The 25,173-nt window shown below is 68.7% G+C and carries 24 protein-coding genes and 4 tRNA genes; 14 read left to right on the plus strand and 14 right to left on the minus strand.

Annotation, left to right across the window (positions count from 1 at the left end):
- Positions 1-77: 77 nt before the first annotated feature.
- Together IEV93_RS20260 and IEV93_RS20265 are read left to right on the plus strand one after the other, a co-directional pair.
- Positions 78-449 carry an OB-fold nucleic acid binding domain-containing protein gene (locus IEV93_RS20260; protein WP_188492396.1) on the plus strand — a complete coding sequence of 124 codons (372 nt, stop codon included), beginning with the start codon at positions 78-80 and terminating at the stop codon, positions 447-449.
- Positions 439-1,146, plus strand: coding sequence for a DUF3159 domain-containing protein (locus tag IEV93_RS20265; protein ID WP_229705362.1), 708 nt, complete (start codon positions 439-441; stop codon positions 1,144-1,146). Before IEV93_RS20260 ends, IEV93_RS20265 begins: the two co-directional genes overlap by 11 nt.
- Here the strand turns inward: IEV93_RS20265 and IEV93_RS20270 are convergent.
- Positions 1,136-1,795 (minus strand): potassium channel family protein, encoded by a 660-nt coding sequence (locus tag IEV93_RS20270; protein WP_188492398.1) that lies wholly within the window; start codon positions 1,793-1,795, stop codon positions 1,136-1,138. The genes IEV93_RS20265 and IEV93_RS20270 overlap by 11 nt on opposite strands.
- A gap of 82 nt (positions 1,796-1,877) precedes the next feature.
- Positions 1,878-2,543: a potassium channel family protein gene (locus tag IEV93_RS20275; protein WP_188492399.1), complete on the minus strand. Its 666-nt coding sequence runs from the start codon at positions 2,541-2,543 to the stop codon at positions 1,878-1,880.
- Positions 2,544-2,633: 90 nt separating this feature from the next.
- On the opposite strand from IEV93_RS20275, the gene IEV93_RS20280 reads away from it, so the two are divergent.
- The 3 genes from IEV93_RS20280 (at position 2,634) to dxs (ending at position 8,058) form a co-directional block, all read left to right on the plus strand.
- The gene (locus IEV93_RS20280) at positions 2,634-4,661 is read left to right on the plus strand and encodes an APC family permease (protein WP_188492400.1); all 2,028 of its coding nucleotides are present in this window, start codon (positions 2,634-2,636) and stop codon (positions 4,659-4,661) included.
- A complete protein-coding gene (locus IEV93_RS20285; protein ID WP_188492401.1) occupies positions 4,658-5,992 on the plus strand; it encodes a class I SAM-dependent RNA methyltransferase in 1,335 nt (444 codons plus the stop codon). Before IEV93_RS20280 ends, IEV93_RS20285 begins: the two co-directional genes overlap by 4 nt.
- A gap of 92 nt (positions 5,993-6,084) precedes the next feature.
- Positions 6,085-8,058, plus strand: a complete 1,974-nt coding sequence (gene dxs / locus IEV93_RS20290) for a 1-deoxy-D-xylulose-5-phosphate synthase (RefSeq protein ID WP_188492402.1) — start codon at positions 6,085-6,087, stop codon at positions 8,056-8,058.
- Positions 8,059-8,062: 4 nt separating this feature from the next.
- Here dxs and IEV93_RS20295 read toward each other — a convergent pair whose 3' ends face one another.
- Together IEV93_RS20295 and IEV93_RS20300 are read right to left on the minus strand one after the other, a co-directional pair.
- A complete protein-coding gene (locus IEV93_RS20295; RefSeq protein WP_188492403.1) occupies positions 8,063-9,364 on the minus strand; it encodes an HRDC domain-containing protein in 1,302 nt (433 codons plus the stop codon).
- A gap of 12 nt (positions 9,365-9,376) precedes the next feature.
- Positions 9,377-9,970, minus strand: a complete 594-nt coding sequence (locus IEV93_RS20300; RefSeq protein ID WP_188492404.1) for a DUF3000 domain-containing protein — start codon at positions 9,968-9,970, stop codon at positions 9,377-9,379.
- A gap of 73 nt (positions 9,971-10,043) precedes the next feature.
- On the opposite strand from IEV93_RS20300, the gene hemE reads away from it, so the two are divergent.
- Genes hemE through hemQ form a run of 3 tightly spaced genes read left to right on the plus strand, consistent with a single transcriptional unit; the run spans position 10,044 to position 13,210 of the window.
- Positions 10,044-11,084, plus strand: coding sequence for a uroporphyrinogen decarboxylase (gene hemE / locus IEV93_RS20305; RefSeq protein ID WP_188492406.1), 1,041 nt, complete (start codon positions 10,044-10,046; stop codon positions 11,082-11,084).
- Between the two features lie 27 nt (positions 11,085-11,111).
- Positions 11,112-12,518, plus strand: coding sequence for an FAD-dependent oxidoreductase (locus IEV93_RS20310; RefSeq protein WP_188492408.1), 1,407 nt, complete (start codon positions 11,112-11,114; stop codon positions 12,516-12,518).
- Positions 12,515-13,210: a hydrogen peroxide-dependent heme synthase gene (gene hemQ, locus IEV93_RS20315; RefSeq protein WP_188492410.1), complete on the plus strand. Its 696-nt coding sequence runs from the start codon at positions 12,515-12,517 to the stop codon at positions 13,208-13,210. Before IEV93_RS20310 ends, hemQ begins: the two co-directional genes overlap by 4 nt.
- A 9-nt stretch (positions 13,211-13,219) precedes the next feature.
- Here hemQ and msrB read toward each other — a convergent pair whose 3' ends face one another.
- From msrB to IEV93_RS20335, 4 genes are all read right to left on the minus strand, one after another.
- Positions 13,220-13,642, minus strand: coding sequence for a peptide-methionine (R)-S-oxide reductase MsrB (gene msrB, locus IEV93_RS20320; RefSeq protein WP_188492412.1), 423 nt, complete (start codon positions 13,640-13,642; stop codon positions 13,220-13,222).
- Positions 13,639-14,799 (minus strand): glycosyltransferase family 87 protein, encoded by a 1,161-nt coding sequence (locus IEV93_RS20325; RefSeq protein WP_371873877.1) that lies wholly within the window; start codon positions 14,797-14,799, stop codon positions 13,639-13,641. Before IEV93_RS20325 ends, msrB begins: the two co-directional genes overlap by 4 nt.
- Before the next feature lie 84 nt (positions 14,800-14,883).
- On the minus strand, positions 14,884-16,458 hold the full coding sequence (locus IEV93_RS20330; protein ID WP_188492416.1) for an alpha/beta hydrolase: 1,575 nt from the start codon (positions 16,456-16,458) through the stop codon (positions 14,884-14,886).
- Positions 16,459-16,508: 50 nt separating this feature from the next.
- Complete coding sequence (locus IEV93_RS20335) at positions 16,509-17,231, minus strand: pyrimidine reductase family protein (protein ID WP_188492418.1); 723 nt, start codon at positions 17,229-17,231, stop codon at positions 16,509-16,511.
- Between the two features lie 34 nt (positions 17,232-17,265).
- Here IEV93_RS20335 and zapE point away from each other — a divergent pair, with 34 nt between their 5' ends.
- Complete coding sequence (gene zapE, locus IEV93_RS20340; RefSeq protein ID WP_188492420.1) at positions 17,266-18,279, plus strand: cell division protein ZapE; 1,014 nt, start codon at positions 17,266-17,268, stop codon at positions 18,277-18,279.
- Here the strand turns inward: zapE and IEV93_RS20345 are convergent.
- Positions 18,276-18,824 carry a GNAT family N-acetyltransferase gene (locus tag IEV93_RS20345; protein WP_308691330.1) on the minus strand — a complete coding sequence of 183 codons (549 nt, stop codon included), beginning with the start codon at positions 18,822-18,824 and terminating at the stop codon, positions 18,276-18,278. The two genes, zapE and IEV93_RS20345, sit on opposite strands and share 4 nt — an antisense overlap.
- A 145-nt stretch (positions 18,825-18,969) precedes the next feature.
- On the opposite strand from IEV93_RS20345, the gene IEV93_RS20350 reads away from it, so the two are divergent.
- Positions 18,970-19,431 carry a hypothetical protein gene (locus IEV93_RS20350; protein ID WP_188492424.1) on the plus strand — a complete coding sequence of 154 codons (462 nt, stop codon included), beginning with the start codon at positions 18,970-18,972 and terminating at the stop codon, positions 19,429-19,431.
- Between the two features lie 18 nt (positions 19,432-19,449).
- Here the strand turns inward: IEV93_RS20350 and IEV93_RS20355 are convergent, their stop codons facing one another.
- The 5 genes from IEV93_RS20355 to IEV93_RS20375 form a co-directional block, all read right to left on the minus strand.
- Complete coding sequence (locus tag IEV93_RS20355) at positions 19,450-20,601, minus strand: GTP-binding protein (protein ID WP_188492426.1); 1,152 nt, start codon at positions 20,599-20,601, stop codon at positions 19,450-19,452.
- A gap of 49 nt (positions 20,602-20,650) precedes the next feature.
- Positions 20,651-21,160, minus strand: a complete 510-nt coding sequence (locus IEV93_RS20360; protein ID WP_188492428.1) for a protein-tyrosine phosphatase family protein — start codon at positions 21,158-21,160, stop codon at positions 20,651-20,653.
- Between the two features lie 74 nt (positions 21,161-21,234).
- Positions 21,235-21,309, minus strand: a tRNA-Val gene (locus IEV93_RS20365).
- Between the two features lie 25 nt (positions 21,310-21,334).
- Positions 21,335-21,408 (minus strand) — tRNA-Cys (locus IEV93_RS20370).
- Positions 21,409-21,426: 18 nt separating this feature from the next.
- Positions 21,427-21,499: transfer RNA gene (locus tag IEV93_RS20375), tRNA-Gly, on the minus strand.
- 232 nt (positions 21,500-21,731) lie between these two features.
- On the opposite strand from IEV93_RS20375, the gene IEV93_RS20380 reads away from it, so the two are divergent.
- The 4 genes from IEV93_RS20380 (at position 21,732) to IEV93_RS20395 (ending at position 25,173) form a co-directional block, all read left to right on the plus strand.
- Positions 21,732-21,803, plus strand: a tRNA-Val gene (locus IEV93_RS20380).
- A 121-nt stretch (positions 21,804-21,924) separates the two neighbouring features.
- Entirely contained in the window at positions 21,925-22,389 is a 465-nt protein-coding gene (locus tag IEV93_RS20385; RefSeq protein WP_188492430.1) for a TIGR02611 family protein, read from the plus strand.
- Positions 22,390-22,534: 145 nt separating this feature from the next.
- Entirely contained in the window at positions 22,535-24,619 is a 2,085-nt protein-coding gene (gene thrS, locus IEV93_RS20390) for a threonine--tRNA ligase (RefSeq protein ID WP_188492432.1), read from the plus strand.
- Positions 24,616-25,173, plus strand: a complete 558-nt coding sequence (locus IEV93_RS20395) for an ATP adenylyltransferase (RefSeq protein ID WP_229705363.1) — start codon at positions 24,616-24,618, stop codon at positions 25,171-25,173. The genes thrS and IEV93_RS20395 overlap by 4 nt, the downstream gene beginning before the upstream one ends.

Raw genomic sequence — 25,173 nt, forward strand, 5'->3', positions numbered from 1 at the left:
GGGTTGCGTGGGCGGGGGTTACGCTGGCGCAAGAGGGGCACCGCAGCCCCAGTGCCGAAGGCACCGAAAGGGTGGAGATGACCGCAGCCGGATACCTCAAACGCCTCACCAAGAGGCTCACCGAGGATCTCGAGCAGCTCGACGCCGAGAAGATCTCCGAGGAGTCGCAGGCGACCGGAGCCCAGCGTGCGTGTGACTGCGCGCGCGGTGAAGAGGTCAGCATGCTCGGCGAGCTCCGTTCCGTGCAGACCTGTTCCAAGGCAGCCAAGACCGGTGTGGTCGCCGAGTTCTTCGACGGCACCGACGTGGTGAACCTCAAATGGATCGGGCGCAACCGCATCCCGGGCATCGAGCCCGGCCGCAAGCTCACCGTGCGCGGTCGTCTGGGCGAGAAGGACGGCGCGAAGGTGATCTACAACCCGTACTACGAGCTTCTCGGTGACGACTGATCCCGAGCCCGACCCGACGGTGACGACGGAGGTCGAACGGGTCGCCCCGACCCTGCTCGAACAGATGGGCGGCATCGCCGGTCTGATCTACTCGACGGTTCCGATCGTCGTGTTCGTCACGGTCAACTCGATCTTCGATCTCACCCCGGCCATCGTTGCGGCCGTCGCGGTTGCCGTCGTGGTCCTCGCGTTCCGACTAGTCCGTCGGGAGCCGATCCAACCGGCGGTGTCCGGACTCTTCGGTGTCGCGATCTGTGTGTTCATCGCGCATCGCACCGGCGATGCCAAGGGCTTCTTCCTGTTCGGCATCTGGACGTCGCTGCTGTACGCGGGTGTGTTCGTCGTGTCCATCGTGGTGCGGTGGCCGTTGGTCGGCGTGATCTGGAACGTGGTGAACGCCAACGGCACCGCCTGGCGCAAGCACCGCCGGACGCTGATCGCCTACGACATCGCGACCGCCATCTGGGCCGCGTTGTTCGGGGTGCGGTACCTGGTCCAGTCCTTCCTCTACGACTCGGACCAGACCGGCCTACTCGCCGCGGCGCGCATCGGGATGGGCTGGCCGCTGACCGCGTTGGCGGCACTGGCGACGGTGCTACTGGTGCGCCGGGCCGAACGCATCGAGGAGTCGGTGCGCGCCCCCGAGGCCATCGACGCCGATTCCGAGCCGAGCGGCGAGATCGCCTCTAGAGATTGAGGATCGCCTCGCGCAGGGCTTCCTCGACGTCGGCGGGCGCGATGAACACGAGCTCGTCGTTCCCCTCGACCGGATCGTCGGACTGCGGCACGATCACGCGTCCGCCCCGCAGAATCGCCACCAGGGCGGCGTCCCGCGGGAGGTCCAACTTGCGCACGGGTTTGCCCGCGAACGGCGTGTTGGGCGGCAGCGTCATCTCGACCAGGTTGGCCTGACCCTGTCGGAAGGTCATCAGCCGCACCAGGTCACCCACCGACACCGCCTCCTCGACGAGTGACGCCAGGATGCGGGGGGTGGACACCGCTACGTCGACGCCCCAGGCCTCGTCGAAGAGCCACTCGTTGCGGGGGTCGTTGACGCGGGCCACCACGCGTCCCACGGCGAACTCGGTCTTGGCCAGCAGGCTGACGACGAGGTTCGCCTTGTCGTCACCGGTCGCGGCGACCATCACGTCGTAGGTCTGCAGCTGTGCCTGTTCGAGGTTGTCGAGCTCGCACGCGTCGGCGTTGACCCAACTCGCACCCGGAACGGCCGAGGGGTCGATGTGGTCGAGCTGACGCTCGAGGAGCATCACCTCGTGGGAGTTGCTCAGCAGTTCGCGGGCGATCGAGCGTCCGACCGCTCCGGCTCCGGCGATGGCCACCTTCATCGACGTGTTCTTTCGGTTGGGGCGTTGCCGCGTACGGACGGACGGATCGACCGGGTGCCGCGCACCCGGGTCTCACAGATGTTCACGCGCCGGCGTCCCGCTGCGCGCCTGCGATCGCCGAGGCGTTGTCGCGGTTGTCGCGCAGCACCGCGACGAAGACGTTGTCGTCCTGCTGCAACACCGTGCGGGGCTCGGGGAGCAGGGCGTTGCCGAGCCGGTTGATGAAGGCCACCCGGGCGCCGGTCTCCTCCTGGAAGGCCTTGACCGTCTGGCCGATCCAGGACTCGTGGAAGGCCATCAGTGTGACGATCACCGAGCCCGACGGGTCCTTCCACGCGTTGGCGGGGCTGCCCTCGCCGAGGGCGGCGACGAACCGCTGGGTGGTCCAGGGGACGGTGGCGACGGTCGGGATGCCCAGACGCTCATAGACCGCGGCGCGCTTGGCGTCGTAGATCCGGGCGACGACCTTCTCGACACCGAAGGTCTCGCGGGCCACCCGCGCGGCGATGATGTTCGAGTTGTCGCCGGAGGAGACCGCGGCGAACGCGTCGGCCTCGGCGATGCCCGCCGACCGGAGGATGTCCTGGTCGAAGCCCACCCCACGCACCGTCGTCCCGCGAAACCCGGGACCGAGACGACGGAACGCCGACTCGTCACGATCGACGACGGCGATCGAATGTCCCTTGTCCTCGAGAGCGAGGGCCAGTGACGATCCGACCCGCCCGCACCCCATGATCACAACCCGCACCTGCGGCCTCCTCGGTAGGCGCTTCGACCTGCGCATCGAACCGTACCGCCCCGCGTCGCCCGGGGACTCACCACGCCCTATGGTTGCCACGTGTCCCGAATGTCGAAGGTGTCCGTCGCAACGAAGCGGATGGTTCTGGGTACCCCGTTCCGCAGCGACAAACTCGGACACACGCTGTTGCCGAAGCGCATCGCGCTACCGGTGTTCGCCTCGGACGCGATGTCCTCGGTGGCCTACGCGCCGCAGGAGATCTTCCTGGTCCTCTCGGTCGCGGGACTCTCGGCCTACACCTACACGCCGTGGATCGGTCTGGCCGTCGCGGTGGTGATGGTCGTCGTGGTCGCCAGCTATCGGCAGAACGTGCACGCCTACCCCTCGGGCGGCGGTGACTACGAGGTCGCGACAGTCAACCTCGGGCCCCGAGCCGGCCTGACCGTGGGCAGTGCCCTGCTGGTGGATTACATTCTCACCGTTGCGGTCTCGATCTCCTCGGCCGCGGAGAACATCGGTTCGGCGATCCCGTTCGTCGAGCAGCACCGCGTGCTGTTCTGCATCGCGGCCATCGTGTTGATCACGAGCATCAACCTGCGTGGCATCCGCGAGTCGGGCACCGCGTTCGCCATCCCCACCTACGCGTTCATCGCAGGCATGGTGGTCATGCTCATCTGGGGCTTCGTCCAGATCTTCATCCTGGGCACCGACGTGTCCTCCGACACCGCCGATTTCGGCGTGAAGGCCGAGAACTCCCACCTCGTCGGCATCGCGTTCGTGTTCCTGATCGCACGTGCCTTCTCGTCCGGATGTGCGGCACTGACCGGTGTCGAGGCCATCAGCAACGGCGTCCCCGCCTTCGAGAAGCCCAAGTCGCGCAACGCCGCGACCACCCTGCTGCTGCTCGGTGGGATCGCCGTCGTCCTGCTGATGGGCATCATCGTGCTCGCACAGAAGATCGGTGCGAAGTACGTGGAGAACCCGGCCAAGGACCTGACCGGTGCGCCAGCCGACTACCAACAGAAGTCGCTCGTGGCGCAGCTCGCGCACGCCGTGTTCCGCGATTTCACGCCCGGCTTCTACTTCATCACCATCGTCACCGCCCTCATCCTCGTGCTCGCCGCGAACACCGCGTTCAACGGTTTCCCGGTCCTCGGCTCGGTGCTGGCGCAGGACCGCTACCTGCCGCGCCAGCTGCACACCCGCGGCGACCGGCTGGCGTTCAGCAACGGCATCCTGTTCCTCGCCATCGCGGCCATCATCTTCGTCGCGGCCTTCGGAGCCCAGGTCACCGCGCTGATCCAGCTCTACATCGTGGGCGTGTTCGTGTCGTTCACCCTCAGCCAGATCGGCATGGTCCGGCACTGGACCCGACACCTGCGCACCGAGACCGACCCGAGCGCGCGCAACCGCATGCAGCGATCAAGGGTCATCAACTCGATTGGTCTGATGATGACCGGCACGGTGCTGATCATCGTGCTCATCACCAAGTTCCTGGCCGGTGCGTGGATCGCGATCGTCACGATGGTCGCCATCTACATCCTGATGCAGCTCATCCACCGGCACTACGCGTCGGTGCAGACCGAGCTCGACAACACCGACTTCGAGACAATCCTGCCCAGCCGGACGCACTCGGTGGTGCTGGTGTCCAAGCTGCACCTACCGACCAAGCGGGCCCTGGCCTACGCGCGGGCGACCCGTCCGGACAATCTCGAGGCCATCACCGTCAACGTCGACGACCGGGACACCCGGCGTCTGGTCGCCGAGTGGGAGGGCAGCGACATCTCCATCCCGCTCAAGGTGATCGCCTCGCCGTACCGCGAGATCACCCGTCCGGTCATCGATTACGTGCGTCGCCTACGGCGTGAATCGCCCCGCGACGTCATCACCGTGTTCATCCCCGAGTACGTCGTCGGCCACTGGTGGGAGCAGATCCTGCACAACCAGTCGGCGCTGCGACTCAAGGGCCGGTTGCTGTTCGAGCCGGGCGTGATGGTGACCTCGGTGCCGTGGCAGCTCAGTTCGTCGGACCGTCGCAAGAACCGTGATCGCGTCTACAACGCACCCGGCGACACCCGCCGCGGAGTGGTTCCCGGCGACCGTCCCTCCGGACCGGCCGACACATGAGCGAGCAGCGGCCGCAGGCAACGGTCACCGCGGGGGACCGGTTCGAGATCGACGGCCTGCGCGCGGCGCACGGCGGCGTGGTGGTCGGACGCCACGACGGACGCGCGGTGTTCGTGCGCAACGCACTCCCGGACGAGCGTGTGCTCGTCGAGGTGACTGACGCGCGCAAACCGTCCTTCTGCCACGCCCGCGTGATCGAGATCCTCGATCCCTCACCCCACCGCATCGATCCGCTCTGTCCCGCCGCCGCCGCCGGCGCGGGGTGCTGCGACCTGTCGTTCGTCGACGACACCCACGCCCGGTCGATGAAGAGCCTTGTCGTCGGTGATCTGCTCGAACGCGTCGGCGGATTCGAGACCGGGCAGTTCGAGGTCCCGGTCCGCTCGCTCGGCGCACCCTCCGGGTGGCGCACCCGGGTCCGGATGGGCGTCGACGCCACCGGCACCCCCGGCACGCACGTGCACGCCTCCGACGCGATCGTCGTCGGCGTCGACTGCGCGCAACCGGTCGACGGGCTGCTCGCCGACCTCACCGCCCACCGGTACCGTCCCGGCTCCGAGCTCGTCGTCGTCCTCGACGCCGATGGGGCGCGGCATCTCACCGAGATCACCGCGTCGGGGCCGCCCGAGCCCACCGACCGTCGGTCTCGCGACCGTCAGGGACGTCGACGCAGCAACCGGTCCTACAGCGGCGATCGCGGCCGCGCCCAACGCTCGCGTGCGGTGCGACCCCGCAGCGTCGAGACGGTCATCGCCGGTGACGCGATGGCCGTGCACCGTGTGGGCGACCGGCGCTGGGATCTGCCGGTCACCGCGTTCTGGCAGGCCCACCGCGAGGCACCCACCCGGTACGGGGCCACCGTCGTCTCGATGGCGCAGGCCTACGCGCCGTCCGCGCGCGTCGCCTGGGATCTCTACGGCGGTGTCGGTGTGTTCGCCGGGCAGCTCGTCGACGAACTCGACGGTCTCGATCGGGTCCTGGTCGTCGAGGCCGACACGGCCGCGGTGACCGCGGCCGAGGCCACGTTCGCCGGCGACGACCGGGTGCGGATCGTCCGGGCACCCGTCGCCGACGCCCTCGACACCCTCGACGCGCCCGACATCGTCGTGGTCGACCCGCCGCGCTCGGGCGCCGGGCGCGGGGTCGTCGGCACCATCTGTGCCGCGGAGCCCGAACTGGTCGTCCACATCGGCTGCGACGCCGCCACCTTCGCCCGCGACCTCGGTACCTATCGCGAGCTCGGGTACCGACCGGTCGAGATCGAGGGCTTCGACGCCTTCCCCATGACCCATCACGTCGAGGCGATCGCGGCACTCGTCCCGGTGCGGTGAACTCCGCCACGGTGGGCCACGACACGTGACGGCGGAGCCGCGGGGACCCCTGCTTTCCGTAGACTGGGCAGACGCACGTGGAAGGAGCGTCGATGGGTGTGTTGGATCGGATCGATTCGCCGCAGGACCTCAAGGACCTGTCGGCCGCTGAGTGCGTCGATCTGGCCGGCGAGATCCGCGCGTTTCTCATCGACAAGGTCGCGGCCACCGGGGGACACCTCGGCCCGAACCTCGGTGTGGTCGAGCTGACTCTCGCGATCCACCGGATCTTCGAGTCCCCGTCGGACGCAGTCATCTTCGACACCGGTCATCAGTCGTACGTGCACAAGATCGTCACCGGCCGACGTGACCAGTTCGACACGTTGCGCCAGCGTGGCGGTCTGACCGGCTACCAGGAGCGCGCCGAGAGCGAGCACGACTGGGTCGAGTCGTCGCACGCGTCGGCGTCGCTGTCCTACGCCGACGGACTGTCCAAGGCGTTCGAGCTCCGCGACGAGCAGCGGCATGTCGTCGCGGTGGTCGGCGACGGCGCGCTCACCGGTGGCATGTGCTGGGAGGCGCTCAACAACATCGCCGCCGGCGATCGTCCGCTGGTCGTCGTGGTCAACGACAACGGCCGCTCCTACGCCCCGACGATCGGTGGCCTAGCCAGCCACCTGGCCGGTCTGCGTCTGCAGCCGGGTTACGAGAAGCTCCTCGACGACGGCCGCCGCATGCTGACCGGGGTGCCGATGGTCGGGTCGCTGGCCTATGCGGTGCTGCACAGCATGAAGAGCGGCATCAAAGATTTCCTGGCCCCGCAGGCCATGTTCACCGACCTCGGCGTCAAGTACGTCGGACCCGTCGACGGCCACGACCTCGAGGCGCTCGAGACCGCCCTCGCCCACGCCAAGTCGTTCGGCGGACCGGTCATCGTGCACACCGTGACCCGCAAGGGCATGGGGTACGCCCCCGCCGAGGCCGACGTGGCCGACCAGATGCACGCCATCGGTATCAGCGACCCGCTCACCGGGCGCGCCACCAGCGTCCCGCCCCAGGACTGGACGTCGGTGTTCTCCGCCGCACTGGTCGAGGCGGGTGCGCGCCGCGACGACATCGTCGCGATCACCGCGGCCATGGCCGGTCCCACCGGGCTGGCGCCGTTCGGCGAGCGTTTCCCGGATCGTCTGTTCGACGTCGGCATCGCCGAGCAGCACGCGCTGACCTCGGCCGCGGGCCTGGCGCTGGGTGGCATGCATCCCGTCGTCGCCATCTACTCGACGTTCCTCAACCGCGCCTTCGACCAGTTGCTCATGGACGTCGCACTGCTGAAGCAGCCGGTGACCCTGGTGCTCGACCGCGCGGGCGTGACCGGGCCGGACGGCCCGAGTCACCACGGCATGTGGGACCTGTCGCTGATGGCGTTGGTCCCCGGACTCCGGGTCGCCGCACCCCGCGACGCGGTCCGCTTGCGCGAGGAACTCGGCGAGGCACTCGACACCGACACCGGTCCCACCGCCCTGCGCTACTCCAAAGGCGCCGTGCCCGAGGACATCCGCTCGGTCGAACGGCTCGCCGACGGAACCGACATCCTCTACCGCTCGAGCCCGCAGGCCGCCGACGTCCTCATCGTCGGCGTCGGGGCGTTCTGTGCCCTGGCCGTCGACACCGCCGAGCGTCTCGCCCGGCAGGGGATCGAGTCCACGGTCGTCGACCCGCGCTGGGTGCTCCCGGTCGCCGACTCGATCGTCGACGTCGCCCGGAACCACCGACTGGTGGTCACGGTCGAGGACAGCGGTGTGCACGGTGGTGTCGGATCGGCCATCGGCGACCGGCTGCGCACCGCCGGGCTGGACGTGCCGGTCCACAATCTCGGCATCGCGCAGGAGTTCCTGACCCACGGCAGTCGTGGCGAGCTGCTCGGTGATCTGGGTCTGACCGCGCAGGACATAGCTCGGACCATCACCTCGACGGTCTCGACGATGCAGTCGTCGTCGCCGGTCGACGACGTGACCGACCCGAAGCCCGCCGATTCCCGACCCGCCGACCCGCAGCGCACCGCCCGCCGCCGCGCCGAACAGCAGTAGTCGCTCAGGCCTCCGAGGAGGAGTCTTCCTCGGGTGGTGCGGTGAATGCGGCCAGCAGCAGCGGCGTGCACAGTTCGCGTTGCCACGGCCGGGCGCCGCCCAGCGCGAGTCGCTCGTCGATCGCCTCGGCCGTGATGGGCTCGGCCACGCCGTCCCAGCAGATCTGTCGCAGCAGGTCGGGCTGCAGCAGGTTCTCCACCGGGGTCCCCACCCGATCCGATGTCTCGGCGAGCGCGGTGCGCACCGCCGAGAGGCGTTGCGCAGCTTCGGGATTGCGTCCGGCCCACCGGTTCACCGCAGGCAGACCCACACCGCCGGCCGAGCGCGGTGGGAGCTCGGAATCCGGCAACCGTCGGGCACGCTCGAGCGCGTCGAGCCAGCGTCGCGCCTGACGGCGCTGTCGGTGCCCGCCGAACACCGGGAGAGCGGTCAGGTCGTCGACGCTGCGCGGAGCGGCCAGCGCCGCGGCGACGATCGCCGAATCGGGTAGCACCCGACCCGGCGCGATGTCGCGGCTGACCGCGATCTCCTCACGCGCGGTCCACAACTCACGAACCGCGGCGAGCGCACGTATCGACTTCACCGTGTGCAACGACGACGTCCGACGCCACCGATCCACCCGTGGCGCGGGATCGGGCTTGGTCCGCACGTGGTCGAACTCCTGCGCGGCCCAGGTGTCCTTGCCCGTCGCGACGAGCTCGGCGGCCACCGCGTCGCGCAGTTCCACCAGCACCTCGACGTCGAGCGCGGCATAGTTCAGCCAGTCGTCGGGCAGCGGGCGGCGGGACCAGTCGGCGGCCCCGTGGCCCTTGGCCAGCCCGAGTCCGAGGTGGTGGGCCACCATCGCCGCCAGGTTCACGCGCGGGATGCCGAGCAGGCGACCGCCGAGTTCGGTGTCGAAGAGGTCGGCACAGACGAACCCGAGTTCGCGCAGACACGGCAGGTCCTGGTCGGCGGCGTGCAGGACCCACTGCGGGCCGTCGAGCGCCTCGATGACCGGGCCGAGGGCGTCGGGGTGGTCGATCGGGTCGATCAACAGCGACCCGGTGCCGCGTCGTCGGATCTGGATCAGGTAGGCCCGACCGGAGTAGCGGAAACCCGAGGCCCGCTCGGTGTCCAGGGCGATGGGGCCCTCACCGGCCGCGAGGCGGGCACCGGCGTCGGCGAACTCCGCGGGCGTGCTCAGTACGGGCGGGACACCCTCGGCCGGTTCGGTGAGCGGCGTGATCTCTGGTTCCGCGACGTCGGGCGTCGCGAGATCGGAAGTGGGGTCGTCGGAGTCGACGGGGGGACCGGGTTCGGTCATCGGGTGCCTTGTCTACGGGGCGGTGGTGCCGACGCCGAGGTTGGTGACCCCGGTCGGCGGAAGCCCCGCTGCGGACGAGAGGACCTCACAGAATGCCTCGACATGTCCGGCGAGGGCGATTCCGGTGGCCGTCCACGACGCGCGGAGTTCGAGTTGATGCGCGCGGGGCGGACCGGAGATGTCGCCGTACCGGACCGAGGTGGTCGATGTGACGGTACCCCCGAGCGCGGTGATCTCGGTGTCGGCGAGGGCCTCGGCCAGCCAACTCCACGCCACCTCGGGCAGCAGCGGATCGGTGGCCAGCGCGGCCTCGACCTCGGCCTGGACGAAGGCCACGAGACGCATCGTCCCGTTCCAGGCCTCGTGGCCGTCGGGATCGTGCAGCAAGATCAGGCGGCCGAAGGCGCTGCCCTCGGAATCGGTGGGCACCTCACCGTCGGGTTCGGGCTGGCGGACCTCGGCGCCGAGCGCATGGCTGTAGGGGGCCAGGCGCTGCGGCGGTCGGATGCTGCCGACCTCGATCTCCGGACGGATACGGGCCTGATGCATCGAGTCGACAGCGCTACGGAAATCGACAGGCTCCGCGCAAGCCCCGGGTGAGGTCACACGAGCGACCGTAGGCGGCGCGGACGGCCGGAGGTAGGAGGCGCGCCGCAGCCGTGGCAGCATTGAGACCGTGATGACCCAGCTCCGGAAGCCGTTGATCGCCGCCGCCACCGGAGAGCGACCCAGTCGTCGCCCGGTGTGGTTCATGAGGCAGGCGGGACGTTCGTTGCCCGAATACCGCGCCCTGCGGTCCGGTCGCGGGATGCTGGAGTCCTGCTTCGACCCCGACCTGGTGGCCGAGATCACGATGCAGCCGGTCCGCAGGCACGACGTCGACGCGGCCATCCTGTTCTCCGACATCGTCGTCCCCCTCAAGGCTGCGGGTATCGACCTCGACATCGTGACCGGCACCGGACCGGTCATCGCCGAACCGATCCGTGACCGCGCCGCAGTGCGCGCGTTGCCGCGGTTGGTCCCGGAGGCCGTGGGGTCCATCGGTCACGCGATCGGTGCCATCCGCGAGCAGCTCGACGACGAATGTGCGCTCATCGGCTTCGCCGGCGCGCCGTTCACCCTCGCGTCGTATCTCGTCGAGGGTGGTCCGAGCCGCAACTACGAGCGCACCAAGGCACTGATGCACGGCGAGCCCGACACCTGGCACGAGCTGGTCGGTGCGCTGGCCGACATCACGATCACCTTCCTGCGCGTGCAGCTCGAGGCCGGTGTGGACGCGGTGCAGCTGTTCGACTCCTGGGCGGGCATGCTGTCGCTGGCCGACTACGAGCACTTCGTGGCCCCGCACAGCAGGCGGGTGCTCGCCGAGGTGGCCGACTTCGGTCGTCCGCGCATCCACTTCGGGGTCGGGACCGGTGAGCTGCTCCACGCCATGGGTGACGTCGGCGCCGACGTGGTCGGTGTCGACTGGCGGATCCCGCTCGACGTGGCCGGTCGTCGCGTCGGTGGCGGGAAGGCGTTGCAGGGCAATCTCGATCCCGCGATGCTCAATGCCTCCTGGGACACCGTCGCCGCGTCGGTGCGCCGCATCGTCGCCGAGGGGGACCGGGCGGTCGCCGCCGGTGCCGGAGGGCACATCTTCAACCTCGGCCACGGTGTCCTGCCGGCCACCGATCCCGATGTCCTGACCAAGATCGTCGAGCTGGTCCACTCCCTGTGATCTCGTGTCCCGTGATCCCCGTGCGCGATGAGTGAGTCCGATCCGCGGGTCGCGGTGATCGGCGGTGGGGTGTCCGGGCTGGTCGCCGCGCTGCGTCTGCGACAGCGTCTGGGGTCGCGGGCGGTCATCGATGTCTTCGAGGCATCGTCGGCACCCGGCGGGCTGCTCGCGTCGCAGCGGGTCGACGGTCTACTGCTGGACTCCGGCGCCGAGTCGTTCATCGTGCGCAGACCGGAGGCGGTCGCTCTCATCGACGAGCTGGGTCTGACCGATCACGTGGTCACGCCCACGACCCGTCGGCCCGCGGTGCTGGCCGGAGGCCGACTCCATCCACTGCCCCGGCCCACCCTGATGGGTATTCCCGCCGACGTGTCGTCGGTGGGCGAGCTCATCGTCCCGACCGATCGGGAGCTCATGCTCGGCGAGGCGTCCCGCCCGTTGGACTGGTCGTCCGAGGGTGACGTCTCGATCGGGGAGTTCGTGGCCGACCGTTTCGGTCGCTCGGTCGTCGACCGCAGCGTGGACCCCATGCTGTCAGGGGTGTACTCCAGCCGATCCGACGACATCGGTCTGCGGGCGGCGCTGCCGCAATTGGCCGCGCGGCTCGACGCCGGCGCGGGCAGCCTCGGCGCCGCGGTCACGTCGCTGCTGCCGCCGTCCTCGAGCGCACCGGTGTTCGGCGCCCTGGACGGGGGATACCGGCTTCTCGTCGACCGCCTCATCGAGAGATCGGGGGCGCGTGTACATCTGGACCACCCGGTCGGCACGCTGGCCCCGGACGGTCGTGGATGGGCCGTCGACGAGGAGTTCTTCGATGCGGTGGTCGTGGCGTTGCCCGCCCCGGCGGCGGCCGGCCTGCTCGCCGACGGTGCGCCCGCACTCGCGGAACCGCTGCGACGCATCGAGACCGCGAGCTCGGCCCTGGTCCTGCTGGCCATCGCGCCCGGTGTCGAACTGCCCGACCATTCCGGGGTGCTCGTGGCCACCGGTGAGGCGACCACGGCGAAGGCCATCACCCTGTCGTCGCGCAAGTGGTCGCACCTGTCGGCCGGACCCGGACTCGTGCGGGCATCGTTCGGTCGGTTCGGCGATCCCGTGGACGACACGTCCGATCAGGCCCTCGTCGACGCGGCGATCACCGATCTGGGCGCCGTCGTCGAACTGAGTGGCTCAGAAGTGGCGTTGACGCCGGGCGATGTGATCGACGCCGCCGTTCAACGCTGGCCGGTCGGCCTGCCGCGCTATGCCCCCGGCCACCGCACCCTTGTCGCCGAGTTGGCCGCGCACCGCCCGACGGGGCTGGCCCTGTGTGGGTCGGCCTACGACGGGGTCGGGGTCCCGGCCTGCATCGCGCGGGCCGGGGTGGCCGTCGGACAGGTGGTGACCGATCTCGCGATCACGGGCGCGGGTCCCGATGGCACGATGGAGCCATGACCCGCCTCGACTACGCCGAACTCAACTCGACGGTCCGCTACCTGATGTTCTCGGTTTTCTCGGTTCGCCCCGGCGAGCTGCCGGAGCAGCGCGACGACCTGATCGCCGACACCCGCACGTTCTTCGAGAAGCTCGAGACCACCGGCGTGGTCGTCCGCGGCCTCTACGACATCGCCGGACTGCGGGCCGACGCCGACTTCATGATCTGGTGGCACGCCGAGGACGTGGAGGATCTCCAGCGCGCGTACGCGGATTTCCGACGCACCACCGCCCTCGGTCGGGCGAGCAACGCCGTGTGGAGCAACGTCGCCCTGCATCGTCCCGCCGAGTTCAACAAGAGCCACCTGCCTGCCTTCATCACGGGCGAGGAACCGGGCCGATACATCTGCGTCTACCCGTTCGTCCGCTCCTACGAGTGGTATCTGCTGCCCGACGCCGACCGCCGCAAGATGCTCGCCGACCACGGCATGGCCGCCCGCGAGTACAAGGACGTCCGCGCCAACACGGTGTCGTCGTTCGCCCTGGGCGACTACGAGTGGTTGCTGGCCTTCGAGGCGCCGGAACTGCACCGAATCGTCGACCTCATGCGCGATCTGCGCGCGACCGAGGCGCGGATGCATGTCCGCGAGGAGACGCCGTTCTTCACCGGACCGCGGGTCGAGGTCGAGCAGCTGGTCAGCGCGCTGCCCTGACCGGGTGCGTCAGGCCTCTTCGAGCCGCATGGAGACGGAGTTGATGCAGTACCGCAGGTCGGTGGGGGTGTCGTAGCCCTCGCCCTCGAAGACGTGTCCGAGGTGGCTGCCGCAGTTCGCGCACAGCACCTCGGTGCGCTTCATGCCCATCGAGCGGTCGACCTTCTCGATGATCGCCTCACCGGCGAGCGGGCTGAAGAACGACGGCCATCCGCAGTGCGATTCGAACTTCTGGTCGCTGCGGAACAGCTCGGCGTCACACGCACGGCAGCGGTAGACGCCGGTGGTCGTGGTGTCGGTGTACTCGCCGACGAAGGGCGCCTCGGTGCCCGCCTGCCGCAGGACGCGGTACTCCTCGGGGGTCAGCTTCTCGCGCCACTGCTCGTCGGTCAGTTCGGTCCCGGTCTTGCCCGCTTCGGACTCTGTGCTCATACCTCTACGGTAGCGCGCTCGCGCCGCAGGTCCAGATACCGGAAGAGCAGCACGCAGAACACGACGATCATCAACAGCGACCAGCCCCAGGTCACCTTGTTGTATTCGAGAGCACGCCCGAACGCCGCCCAGCGCGTGGAGTAGAAGGCGTCGAAAGTCATGCAGCCGTACACGCCGAGCCACGCGGGCCAGTTGCGCATCACCGATCCGGGACGCACCACCGTCATCAGGAGCGGGAACAGCAACATCGAGTAGTAGCCCTGGCCGAGTCCGAGGACCAGGAACGACGTCCCGAGCAGGACGCCCGACGACGTCGCCATCCAGAGCAGCTCATCGACTTTGCGGTAGTGCTTGTGGAGGAACCAGAGGCTGAAGACGGCCATCAGCACGAACGCGATGCGCAGGACGTAGATCAGCCACGACTGCACCCCGAAGTAGGCACCGTTGCCCGCGATCGAGCTGTTGTAGTAGTCGCGCGCCTCGGTCAGGTAGGGCACGGTCCGCTTGACGAACGACATCGGGTCGACGCTCAACGGCCACGCCAGCGCGGTCAGCACCAGGGGGACCCCGACGGCGCCGACGAAGACCTTCCACTGACGGTTCAGCAGCGGCAGCAGGAGCAGCACCGCGAGTACGGGTTTGACCGCGAACGTGATGCCCAGTGGGACACCGGCCCACAGGTCGCGTCGGCGCAGGGCCAGCAACATGAACGCCAACTCGCCGACCAACACGAACGAGTTGAAGTTGGTGAAGATCAGCGTGTGCGCGACCGTCTCGGTGCTGAAGAAGAAGAACAGCACGGCCGGGAACGCCACCGACGACACCGCGAAACCGAAGAGCTTCACCAACAACCACGCCGAGACGATCAGGGCGACGACCGAGACCCCGATGAACAGCCATCGGGCTCGCTCGGGGTCGATGTAGGCGAACGGCGCCATGAGCAGCGTGCCCGAGGGTGGATACAGGTAGTGCGGATCGACGGTGTTGTAGTTCTCGGCGTACACCGGCTGATCGCGCAGGAACCGCAGCGCGGCGTTGTAGACCGGGGTGAAGTCATCGGTCCGATCGCCGTTGACCCCGAGAATGATCGACCGCTGGAGGATCAGGAGTACGGAGATCGGCCACAGGACCACGGACGCGATCCGTGATACGTCCATGGTCGGGAACAGACGTCTGTCGGCAACCGGCACCCGCGAACCGTACTACGGCCCGCGCCCGATCTGCCCGCGGCACCCCGAGGATCAGGAGGGGCAGGCGCCGGTGTCCGGCACGGTTCCGGTGTTCGCGTAGCGCCCGACGATGTCGGCCGCGCAGTCGGAATGTGCGGCGACCGAATACCCCAGGCCGTCCCAGGTGACGGTGCTCGAGGTTCCCCTGGCCGCGAGGATGAGCGGCTCGACCGCGCCGACGCCGGTGGCGCCGTTGATCGTGTCGGTGCCGCCGTTGAGGACGAGCACGGCGACATCGAACCCGGCGGGTCGCGGCGCGGCCGGTCCGGCGGGCCAGCCGTTGCAGCGAAGAAGTGACAGGGCGGTGTCCGCCCCGGTCAGCGGGTACTGCTGTGTCCACGACGTCACCAGATCGCCGATCTCGTTCTGACCCACCGGTTGCGAGGTGTCGTTGCAGCGTGACAGGAGCTGGCCGTCGCTGCCGCGGATCGCCCGGGCGCGTGCGACCGCCGCGGTCAGCGGGGCCACGTCACCGGTGATGGCCGACTGCAGCAGGGTCGCGACGCGCGTCACGGTCGCGGCGCGGTCGGCGGTGGTCAGGGCCAGCTCGGTGGTGAGGGCACTGAGCACGTCGGCGTCCGACAGCGTCGCCAGGCGCCCCTGCGCGGCCTGGTCGATCAGGCCGTCGATGGCGCGGCGCGGGTCCGATCCCAGCGCGCAGCGCGCGGCGGCACAAAGGGTGGCGAACTGGGCCAGTGCTGCGTCGGTACCCGCGGCGAGTTGCTGCCCGCGTACCCGGGCCGAGGCCAGGTAGGGGGTGGGGGTGTCGAGGACGATGCGACCCACGCGATTGCGGTAGAGGCCGGAGTAGGCGAGCGCGACATCGGCCCCGGATCCGACGCCGAGCAACCCGATCCGATCGACCTTCCAGATGGTGCGGAGCCGTTCGATGTCGCTCGCGGCGTTCGCGGCGGTGAACGCCACCTGGTACGGACTGATCGTCTCCGAGCACCCGTCGGCGGCCTCGGCTGCGGTCGAGATCAGGCGCTGCTGGCGGGACGCGGTACCGCCGGCGACATCACTGCTGTCGAATCCGTTGTCGAGCAGCGCGTTGCGCTCACGAACGGTGAGACAGTCCAGCGGCGAGCTCTCCCCGATCCCGCGGCGATCGACGGCGACGATCGGGTGGTCGGCGAGCAGCGAGCGACCGGGCGCGGACGCGAGCAGCATCGCGGTCAACGCCGACGGCACATCGGTGCCGGAGGTCAGCACCAGAGGCGCGGCCGTGGCGGGGGTCGCGGCGAGCCGCACACGGACGGCGGAGACGACGACCGCGTCGACGGTGGCCACGCCCGGGGTGATGCTCGACTGGTAGTCGGCGCAGTCGACCAGTACCCCCGCGGGTACCGCGGGCAGACCGAAACGCGCGGTGACCGGGCTCGCGCACGGTTTCCAGGCCAGGTCTGCGTTCGGTGCGGTCAGTTGCGGCGGCGGGGGAGGGCCCGCACTCGAGGCCGGTCCGTCGCCGTCGTTGCCGTTGTCGATGACCAGCGCCGGTCCGGTGTCCGGGCCGACGGCACATCCGGTGGCCAGCGCCGCGACCACCGACAGTGCGCACAGCAGTCGAACCGGCAAGACAGAGCGCATGCCGCGAGCCTAGTGGCTCGGTCGCCGGTGCCGGCGGGGGCGCACGTGCACTACGCGCGGACCCATTTCGTGAACAGGTAGCCCTCGTCGTCGGCGAGCACGTGGGCTCGGCGCATCTGTCGGGCCGGTGCACCGTCGGGACCGTGCGTGATGCGGCCGGCAGAGCCGCCGACGACGGCCGGCCCGATGGTGACGCAGAGCGAGTCGACCAGGTCGGCGGCGTACAGGTTCGCCAGGAGGCCCGGCCCGCCTTCGCACAGCACCCGGGTGCGGCCCCGGTCGGCGAGTGCGGACAGGACCAGGGGCAGTTCGACCTCGGTCTCGCCGCAGTCGACGAGCGTCGCACCGGCGTCGAGCAGGCGACGACGGTTCTCCTCGGGGGCCGACGCGCAGGTCATGATCACGGTCGTGGGTGCGGCCACGCTGCCCTGGGCCGGGTCGATGCTCAACGACCCCGACACCATGGCCAGCCGGGGTGCGGTGTCGGTGTCGGAATCACCGCCGATCGGTCCGTAGTCCTCGCCGATGACGGTGCCCGACCCCACCAACACCACATCGCACAGTTCGCGCAGCAGTTCGAAGATCTCGTGGTCACCGTCGCCGCCGAGCGCCCCCGAGACCCCGCCGACCATGGCGGCACCGTCGAGGGAGGTCACCATGTTCGCGACGAGGTGGCACCGCCCGTCGAGGCCCGGGGCCGGCGGGTACGCATAGAGGTCGGTCAGCGTCGAGCGGTCGACTGTGAGCTGGGTCGCTTTATCCAAGAGGTACACGAGATCATTCTTACGGCCTGGCTACTGTCGGGACATGACGGCACGGTTGAGCGATCGCACTCCCCAGGTGCCGCCCGAGGCGCTGGTCGACGAGATGGTCCCGCCATCGATGTTCGACGAGGTCAGCTTCGAGAGCTACATCCCCGACCCGAACGAACCGAGCCAGGCCGCCGCGGTCGACGCCGGGCGCGAGTTCGTGACCAAGGCGCGCAAGGCGCGTGAGGGCAAACGCAGCATGCTCGGCAAGCGCAGCCCCAGCCAGGGCGTCGGCATCTACCTCGACGGCGGCTTCGGTGTGGGTAAGACCCACCTGCTGGCCTCGATCTACCACCTCATGCCCGAGCCGAAGGCGTTCGCGACGTTCGTCGAGGTGACACATGTCGTCGGGGCACTCGGGTTCACCGCGTCCGTCGAGCGGCTGTCGAAGCACAGCGTGATCTGTATCGACGAGTTCGAGCTCGACGATCCCGGCGACACCATGCTGGTGTCGCGACTGCTGACCGAGCTCACCGCGCAGGGCGTGTCGATCGCGGCCACGTCGAACACGCTGCCCGGGCAGCTCGGCGAGGGACGTTTCGCCGCGCAGGACTTCCTCCGCGAGATCCGCAAGCTCTCCGGTGTGTTCGACACGATCCGGGTCGACGGACCCGACTACCGCCACCGCGACCTCCCGCCGGCACCCGACCCGGCCTCTGAGGAGGAGCTGCGCGCGTTGGCCGAGAAGACCGAGGGTGCGACGCTCGACGATTTCGACGAGCTGTGTGCCCATCTCGCCAAGCTGCATCCGTCGAAGTACAAGGCACTCGTCGACGGGGTCACGCTGGTGTGTGTGTCCAACGTGCACCCGGCGTCGGATCAGACCGTCGCATTGCGGATGGTCGTCCTCGCCGACCGGCTCTACGACGCGGGCATCCCGCTGATGGTCTCCGGGTGCAAGCTCGACGAGATCTTCACCGAGGAGATGCTGGCCGGCGGATACCGTAAGAAGTACCTGCGCGCCACGTCACGGTTGCTGGCGCTGTCCCGGTTCGCCGAGAAGGCCAATTAATCCATCGGTCGAAGCATGACGAAGTCGCGCTGCTCGTCGCCGTTGAGCCAGAACGATTTGTGGCCCACCTGGGTGAACCCCATCTTGGAGTAGAACCGCTGGGCGCGCAGGTTCACGTTGCTGACGCCCAACCACGTTGCGACACTGCCGTGTTCGCGCGCCGATCTCAGGGACTCGGCCATCAACGCGTGCGACGCGCCGGTGCCGTGGGCCTGGGGCAGCACATACATCTTCGACACCTCCGAGACCGGACTCGCGGTCACCAGGGCGCACACCTCGGGGTCGGTGGGCTCTGCGTGCACGACGAGCGCATATCCGACCAGGACCCCGTCGATGCGTGCGGCGAGGACGTCGTGGTCCGGCGAGGCGAGGTACTCACGGAACCGTGCGGCGGTCAGGTGTCGGGCGATGTGTTCGGCCGTGTCGGCCTCGGTGGTGCCGGGCGGACACGCCAGCGGGAACGTGACCGCGGCGACCGCGGCGAAGTCGTCGGCGAGGTCGGCGTCGGTGTCGATGGTGACGATCAGGTCTGCGGGCACGGTCACTGATTTCAGCACATGTGTGCCGGCGATCGCCCAACGGTCGATCTCACATCGCATCCGGGGTGGATGTCAAACGCTCTGTCCACAGGAAAGCTGCCTGTGGACAACATCTTTGGCCTATCGGCGCCATCGGAGCACAGTGCTCGGCATGACATCACAGCCCACACCCACGTCCGATCCCATCCCGAACATCGCCACGGCCTCGGAGGCCTTCCACTCCGGCGACGAACTGCGCGAGCGGTGGCGGGCCCTGATGGGGCCGCTGGGGTTCTCCGAGAGGCTGCTGTGGTTCGCGTTCGTCGACACGAGCGGACACATCCTGCCCGCGCTGAACCAGTTGCCACTCGACGGACCGCCCGAGCCCTACCTGGCCGATCTGCTGATGTATCGCCTGTCCGACGTGATCGACGGACGCGATGTGGTGAGTGTCGCGATGCTGATCACCCGACCCGGGGCCGACGCGATCACTCCGTGGGATCGCGGATGGGCCCGTCTGCTCACCACGGCCGCCGACCTCTCCGGGGTGAGGATCGAGCCGATCTTCCGGGCGAATTCCGTCGACCTCGTCGAGGTACGGGACAGCCGCTCCGCCGGCCGGTCGGTCGCCTGACACCGAGGTGGGGCCGCGTCAGTGATGATGCGGCATGGGGCCCCAGGCGGGCAGGGGATCGTCGTAGCCGCGCCAGGCGGCCTCACCCGCGGCGACCTCGTCGTCGGTCAGCAGCGCGGGATCGAGCAGGTCTGCGATCGCACCCGGTTCGAGATGGACGCCGATGAACACGATCTCCTGGCCGGGGGACTCGTCGGGGACGGCCGACCACAGGGCGGCGGGCTCGATGACCAGGTTCGGTCCCGCCTGCGACCAGATCGCGACCACGTCGGCGCGCGAGGCCACCCAGCAGAAGCCCTTGCTGCGCAGGACGCCCCGCAGCTCGCCGAGCGCCGCCGCGAGACGGGCGGGGTGGAACGGGCGGCCGGCCCGGTAGGTGATCGACGAGATGCCGTATTCCTCGGTCTCGGGTGTGTGGCCGCCCGCGAGTTCGGTTGCCCAGTCCGGATGGTCCGCGGCGAGGTCGGGGTCGTAGAGCCCCGTCTCGAGGACCCGGTCCAGCTCGACCACGCCGCTTCGGGCTCGGATGAGCTGCGCTCGCGGGTTCAGTCGCCGCAGGGTCGCCTCGACCGCGCCCACGACGGCATCGCCGACCAGATCGATCTTGTTCACGACGATGACGTCGGCGAACTCGACCTGATCGACGAGCAGGTCGGAGATCGTCCGTTCATCGCCGTCGGCGGCCTGCAGGGATCGGCGTTCCAGGGTGTCGCCGGCGGCGATCTCGCGCAGAATCGTCGATGCATCGACCAGGGTCACCATCGTGTCGAGTCGGGCGATGTCGCCGAGGCGGGTGCCGTTCTCGAACTCCCAGTCGAAGGTGGCCGCGACGGGCATCGGCTCGGAGATCCCGGTGGACTCGATGATCAGCTGGTCGAACCGCCCCTGCGCGGCAAGGGCTCCCACCGACTCGACGAGATCTGAGCGCAGGGTGCAGCAGATGCATCCGTTGGTCAGCTCGACGAGTTTCTCCTCGGTGCGGTCGAGGTGGCTTTTTCCGCGCGGACCGTCGATGAGCGCGGCGTCGATGTTGACCTCGCTCATGTCGTTGACGATGACGGCCACGCGGCGTCCCTCTCGGTTCGCCAGGACGTGGTTGAGCAGTGTCGTCTTCCCGGCGCCGAGGAAGCCGGACAGGACCGTGACGGGAAGGAGAGGGGCTGTGGTCATCGCTAGATGATAACCATTGTCATTAAGCAGGGTGCCGCGCCCTGGCGGATCAGCGCGACGTGTCGAACCGGGTCTCGACCAACCGACGCTGGACGCCGGTCTCCAGGCACCGTCGGTGGCTTTTGCGCGTACCCGACCGCAGTTCGTCGATGCGGTCCAGGGTGCTCTGCAGATCGAGCCCCTGTGTCCCGAGCCAACACGCGACGACGGTGCTCGTCCGCCCCACGCCTCCCCAGCAGTGCACGTAGACCCGTCCGCCGCGGTCGATCTCGTCGCCGATGTGCGCCAGGATCGCGTCGTAACCGGCATTGTCGATCACCCCAAGATCCGGGATGGGGAACGACGTGTGGGCGATGCTGTCGGGCAGGTGCTCGGCGTAGGGGAGCAGGGGGTCGTCCGGTGTCGTCAGGTCGACGATCGCGGTGATCCCCGCATCGGAGAGCAGATCGATCTTGGCGCGTGCGGCGTCGGATCTCGTGTCGCCGGGGTATTCACCGGCGAGCAGATTCGGTGAGACCCACCATGCGTGCAGTGTGCGGTCGTGCGGCCATCTGTCCACACCGACGATGATCGGCCCACCGACCAGGGAAAACAAGAAAGGCACCCGAGTCGGGTGCCTGACCTGTTGAAACCTGGTGCGCGATACTGGGATTGAACCAGTGACCTCTTCCGTGTCAGGGAAGCGCTCTCCCACTGAGCTAATCGCGCGGGTATGTAGTTGGAAAACAGTTCGTGGAGGCGGCGACGGGAATCGAACCCGTGTGCACGGCTTTGCAGGCCGTTGCCTCACCACTCGGCCACACCGCCACGGTGACATCTTCTCCGAGCGGACGACGGGATTCGAACCCGCGACCCCAACCTTGGCAAGGTTGTGCGCTACCAGCTGCGCCACGTCCGCGTGCTCCGCGCTGCCGTAAACGGCTTCGCGGTGCGATGTGGAACATTATCCGAATCGATGGCTACCCAACAAATCCGCAGGTCACAAGCGAAGCTGAGGTGAAAGTCCGGTGAATCCGTCGTCGCGGGTCGAGGACGTCGCCCTCGCGCTCGCCCCGGAGGCGATTTGGGGCGTGGGTGCACTCGCGTGATAATGTTCGGCGGTCGTCGGCGCGTTGGTATTTCGCCGCAACGGTCCCGTGGCTCAGTGGAAGAGCGTCCCGTTCACACCGGGAAGGTCGCTGGTTCGATCCCAGCCGGGACCACCGCCTCGCACCGCGAGTTCCATCTTCCGAACGATTCCTGCCGGTGACCGCTGACCGTAGGGTTGAACTCGACATATCCGCCGCACGTGCGGATCGGCACCGAGTGAGGACCACGCCTGCGATGACTGACCAATCGGAGTCCACCGCCCGTCCCGATGCCGACTCACCGTCCGACGATCCCGGTGGCCTGCTGCCCGACGCGCTGCAGCGCCGACGGGACAAGATCGCCGAGAAGCCCACGCTCAACCTGGTCTACCGGATCGGCGTCGGCGTCATCGGTACCGCAGTACTCGTCGTCGGCATCATCGCGATCCCTTATCCGGGCCCCGGCTGGCTGATCGTCTTCGCCGGCCTCGGCATTCTCGCGACCGAGTTCTCCTGGGCGCACCGGCTGCTGATCTTCGCCCGCGCCAAGTACGACGCGTTCGCCGACTGGCTCAAGAAGCAGCACTGGTCGGTGCAGCTGCTCTTCGGTGTGTTCACCTTCGCGATCGTCGTCGCGACCCTGTGGCTCCTGGGCGCTCTGAAGCTCGCCGGGGGTTGGGTCGGCATCGAGTGGAGTTGGCTCCAGAGCCCCATCTTCTGATCCGCGACACCCGACCGGGGTCGGCGCGCGCGGAAAGCGGTGGCCGGGGCCGATACCATCATGGGGTTGATTGCCGCGGCCGGTCGCCGCGGTGGTCGATTTTGTCTGTGATCACCGAGGTCACCACATCTGAGGAGCTGTCACCGTGCCCGAGAATTCCGTAGTCGCCAGTCCAGCCACGATTCGTGTGCCGGCCGGGACCACGGCGGGCACCGCGCTACGCGAGGCCGGCGCCGAGAACAAGGGGCCGGGCGCGGTCGTGGTCGTCCGTGATCCCGACGGCGCGCTGCGCGACCTCTCGTGGACCCCGGACGCCGACGTCGACGTCGAACCGGTGATCGCGGCCAGCGACGCGGGTCGCAGCGTCATCCGGCACTCGGCGGCGCACGTGCTGGCCCAGGCCGTCCAGGAACTGTTCCCCGACGCCAAGCTCGGCATCGGGCCGCCCATCACCGACGGCTTCTACTACGACTTCGACGTGAAGGACCCGTTCACGCCGGACGATCTCGTCGCGCTCGAGAAGAAGATGAAGCAGATCATCAAGTCGGGCCAGCGGTTCTCCCGACGGGTCTACGACTCACTCGACGCGGCCAAGGCCGAACTGTCCGACGAGCCGTACAAGCTCGAACTCGTCGACGACAAGGGGTCGGCGGACGACCCCGAGGTGATGGAGGTCGGGGGCGGTGAGCTCACCGCATACGACAACCTCAATCCCCGTACCGGCGAACTGATCTGGTGCGACCTGTGTCGCGGACCGCACGTCCCGACCACCAAGTACATCGCCGCGTTCAAGATCACCCGAAGCTCCGCCGCCTACTGGCGCGGCGATCAGTCGAACGCAGGCCTGCAGCGCATCTACGGCACGGCGTGGGAGTCGACCGAGGCGCAGGACGCCTACCTCGAGTTGCTCGCCGAGGCCGAGCGCCGCGATCATCGTCGCCTCGGTGTGGAACTGGACCTGTTCAGCTTCCCCGACGAGCTCGGCTCCGGACTGCCGGTGTTCCACCCCAAGGGCGGGATCATCCGCAAGGAGCTCGAGGACTACTCGCGGGCCCGCCACTCCGCGGCCGGCTACGAGTTCGTCAACACCCCGCACATCACCAAGGGACACCTGTTCGAGGTCTCCGGGCACTTGGACTGGTACCGGGACGGCATGTTCCCGGCGATGCACGTCGACGAGGAGTTGAACGACGACGGGACCATCCGCAAGCCCGGCCAGGACTACTTCCTCAAGCCGATGAACTGCCCGATGCACAACCTGATCTTCCGGGCACGCGGACGCTCCTACCGCGAACTGCCGTTGCGGCTCTTCGAGTTCGGGTCGGTCTACCGGTACGAGAAGTCCGGCGTCATCCACGGCTTGACCCGCGTCCGAGGCATGACCCAGGACGACGCGCACATCTACTGCACCCGCGACCAGATGGCGGGGGAGCTGACCTCACTGCTCACCTTCGTCCTCGACCTGCTCAAGGACTACGGACTCGACGACTTCTACCTCGAGTTGTCCACCCGCAACCCGGAGAAGTCGGTCGGTTCCGACGAGGTCTGGGAAGAGGCGACCGCGACGCTCGCGGCGGTCGCGGCCGACTCGGGTCTGACGCTCGTACCCGATCCCGGGGGCGCGGCGTTCTACGGGCCGAAGATCTCGGTGCAGGTCAAAGACGCGCTGGGTCGCTACTGGCAGATGTCGACCATCCAGCTCGACTTCAACCTGCCCGACCGCTTCGAGCTCGAGTACACCGGCAACGACGGTGCCAAGCACCGACCGGTGATGATCCACCGCGCGCTGTTCGGGTCGATCGAACGCTTCTTCGGAGTGCTCACCGAGCACTACGCCGGTGCGTTCCCGGCCTGGCTGTCCCCGGTCCAGGTCGTCGGCATCCCGGTCGCCGAGGACTACGCCGCGCACCTGCAGGGCGTCGTCGAGAAGCTGCGCACCGCCGGTATCCGCGCCGAGGTGGACCACTCCGAGGACCGCATGCAGAAGAAGATCCGCAACCACACGACCGGTAAGGTCCCGTTCATGATGCTCGCCGGCGACCGCGATCTGCAGGCCGACGCCGTCAGTTTCCGCTTCCGGGACGGCACCCAGGTCAACGGTGTGCCCTTCGACCGGGCGGTCGCCGCGGTGACCGAATGGGTGTCGGCGCGACGCAACGAGTCGCCGACCGCGGAGTTCTTCTCCCACCTGGCCGACACCGAGACCACGAGCGGCGCCGGAGCACAGTGACCGAGGAGCAGATCCGCGACAGCGGCGCCGGCGAACCCGACCGGCTCTCGCGGCTGTGGAGTCCGCACCGGATGTCCTACATCACCTCCGCGGTCAAGGGGTCCGACTCCGGGTCGGCGGCGTCGACCCATCCGTTCCTCGACATCCCCCGACTGTCCGACGAGGACGGTCTCGTCGTGGCGCGCGGGGAGTCGGTGTACGCAGTGCTCAACCTGTACCCCTACAACCCGGGGCACTCGATGATCGTGCCGTATCGGCAGGTCGCCGACCTGGAGGATCTGACGCCGGCGGAGAGCGCCGAGTTGATGGCCTTCACCCAGAGGCTGATCCGGGCCATCAAGACGGTGTCGCGGCCGCACGCGTTCAACGTAGGACTGAACCTGGGGACCGCAGCGGGCGGGTCGCTCGCCGAACACCTGCATCAACACGTCGTCCCGCGGTGGGGCGGCGACGCCAATTTCATCACGGTGATCAGCGAGACCAAGGTGATGCCGCAGTTGCTGCGCGACACCCGGGCGCTGCTCGCCGACGCGTGGACGGCACTCGGGGACTGA

It is taken from the genome of Williamsia phyllosphaerae (assembly GCF_014635305.1).
GTDB lineage: Bacteria > Actinomycetota > Actinomycetes > Mycobacteriales > Mycobacteriaceae > Williamsia_A > Williamsia_A phyllosphaerae.

Excerpts from the sequence above, each read along its gene's own strand:
- IEV93_RS20260 (WP_188492396.1), top strand. The coding sequence starts at position 78 with ATGACCGCAGCCGGATACCTCAAACGCCTCACCAAGAGGCTCACCGAG.
- IEV93_RS20270 (WP_188492398.1), bottom strand. The coding sequence starts at position 1,795 with ATGAAGGTGGCCATCGCCGGAGCCGGAGCGGTCGGACGCTCGATCGCC.
- IEV93_RS20285 (WP_188492401.1), top strand. The coding sequence starts at position 4,658 with ATGAGCGAGCAGCGGCCGCAGGCAACGGTCACCGCGGGGGACCGGTTC.
- dxs (WP_188492402.1), top strand. The coding sequence starts at position 6,085 with ATGGGTGTGTTGGATCGGATCGATTCGCCGCAGGACCTCAAGGACCTG.
- IEV93_RS20295 (WP_188492403.1), bottom strand. The coding sequence starts at position 9,364 with ATGACCGAACCCGGTCCCCCCGTCGACTCCGACGACCCCACTTCCGAT.
- hemE (WP_188492406.1), top strand. The coding sequence starts at position 10,044 with ATGACCCAGCTCCGGAAGCCGTTGATCGCCGCCGCCACCGGAGAGCGA.
- IEV93_RS20310 (WP_188492408.1), top strand. The coding sequence starts at position 11,112 with ATGAGTGAGTCCGATCCGCGGGTCGCGGTGATCGGCGGTGGGGTGTCC.
- hemQ (WP_188492410.1), top strand. The coding sequence starts at position 12,515 with ATGACCCGCCTCGACTACGCCGAACTCAACTCGACGGTCCGCTACCTG.
- msrB (WP_188492412.1), bottom strand. The coding sequence starts at position 13,642 with ATGAGCACAGAGTCCGAAGCGGGCAAGACCGGGACCGAACTGACCGAC.
- IEV93_RS20325 (WP_371873877.1), bottom strand. The coding sequence starts at position 14,799 with ATGGACGTATCACGGATCGCGTCCGTGGTCCTGTGGCCGATCTCCGTA.
- IEV93_RS20330 (WP_188492416.1), bottom strand. The coding sequence starts at position 16,458 with ATGCGCTCTGTCTTGCCGGTTCGACTGCTGTGCGCACTGTCGGTGGTC.
- zapE (WP_188492420.1), top strand. The coding sequence starts at position 17,266 with ATGACGGCACGGTTGAGCGATCGCACTCCCCAGGTGCCGCCCGAGGCG.
- IEV93_RS20350 (WP_188492424.1), top strand. The coding sequence starts at position 18,970 with ATGACATCACAGCCCACACCCACGTCCGATCCCATCCCGAACATCGCC.
- IEV93_RS20355 (WP_188492426.1), bottom strand. The coding sequence starts at position 20,601 with ATGACCACAGCCCCTCTCCTTCCCGTCACGGTCCTGTCCGGCTTCCTC.
- IEV93_RS20385 (WP_188492430.1), top strand. The coding sequence starts at position 21,925 with ATGACTGACCAATCGGAGTCCACCGCCCGTCCCGATGCCGACTCACCG.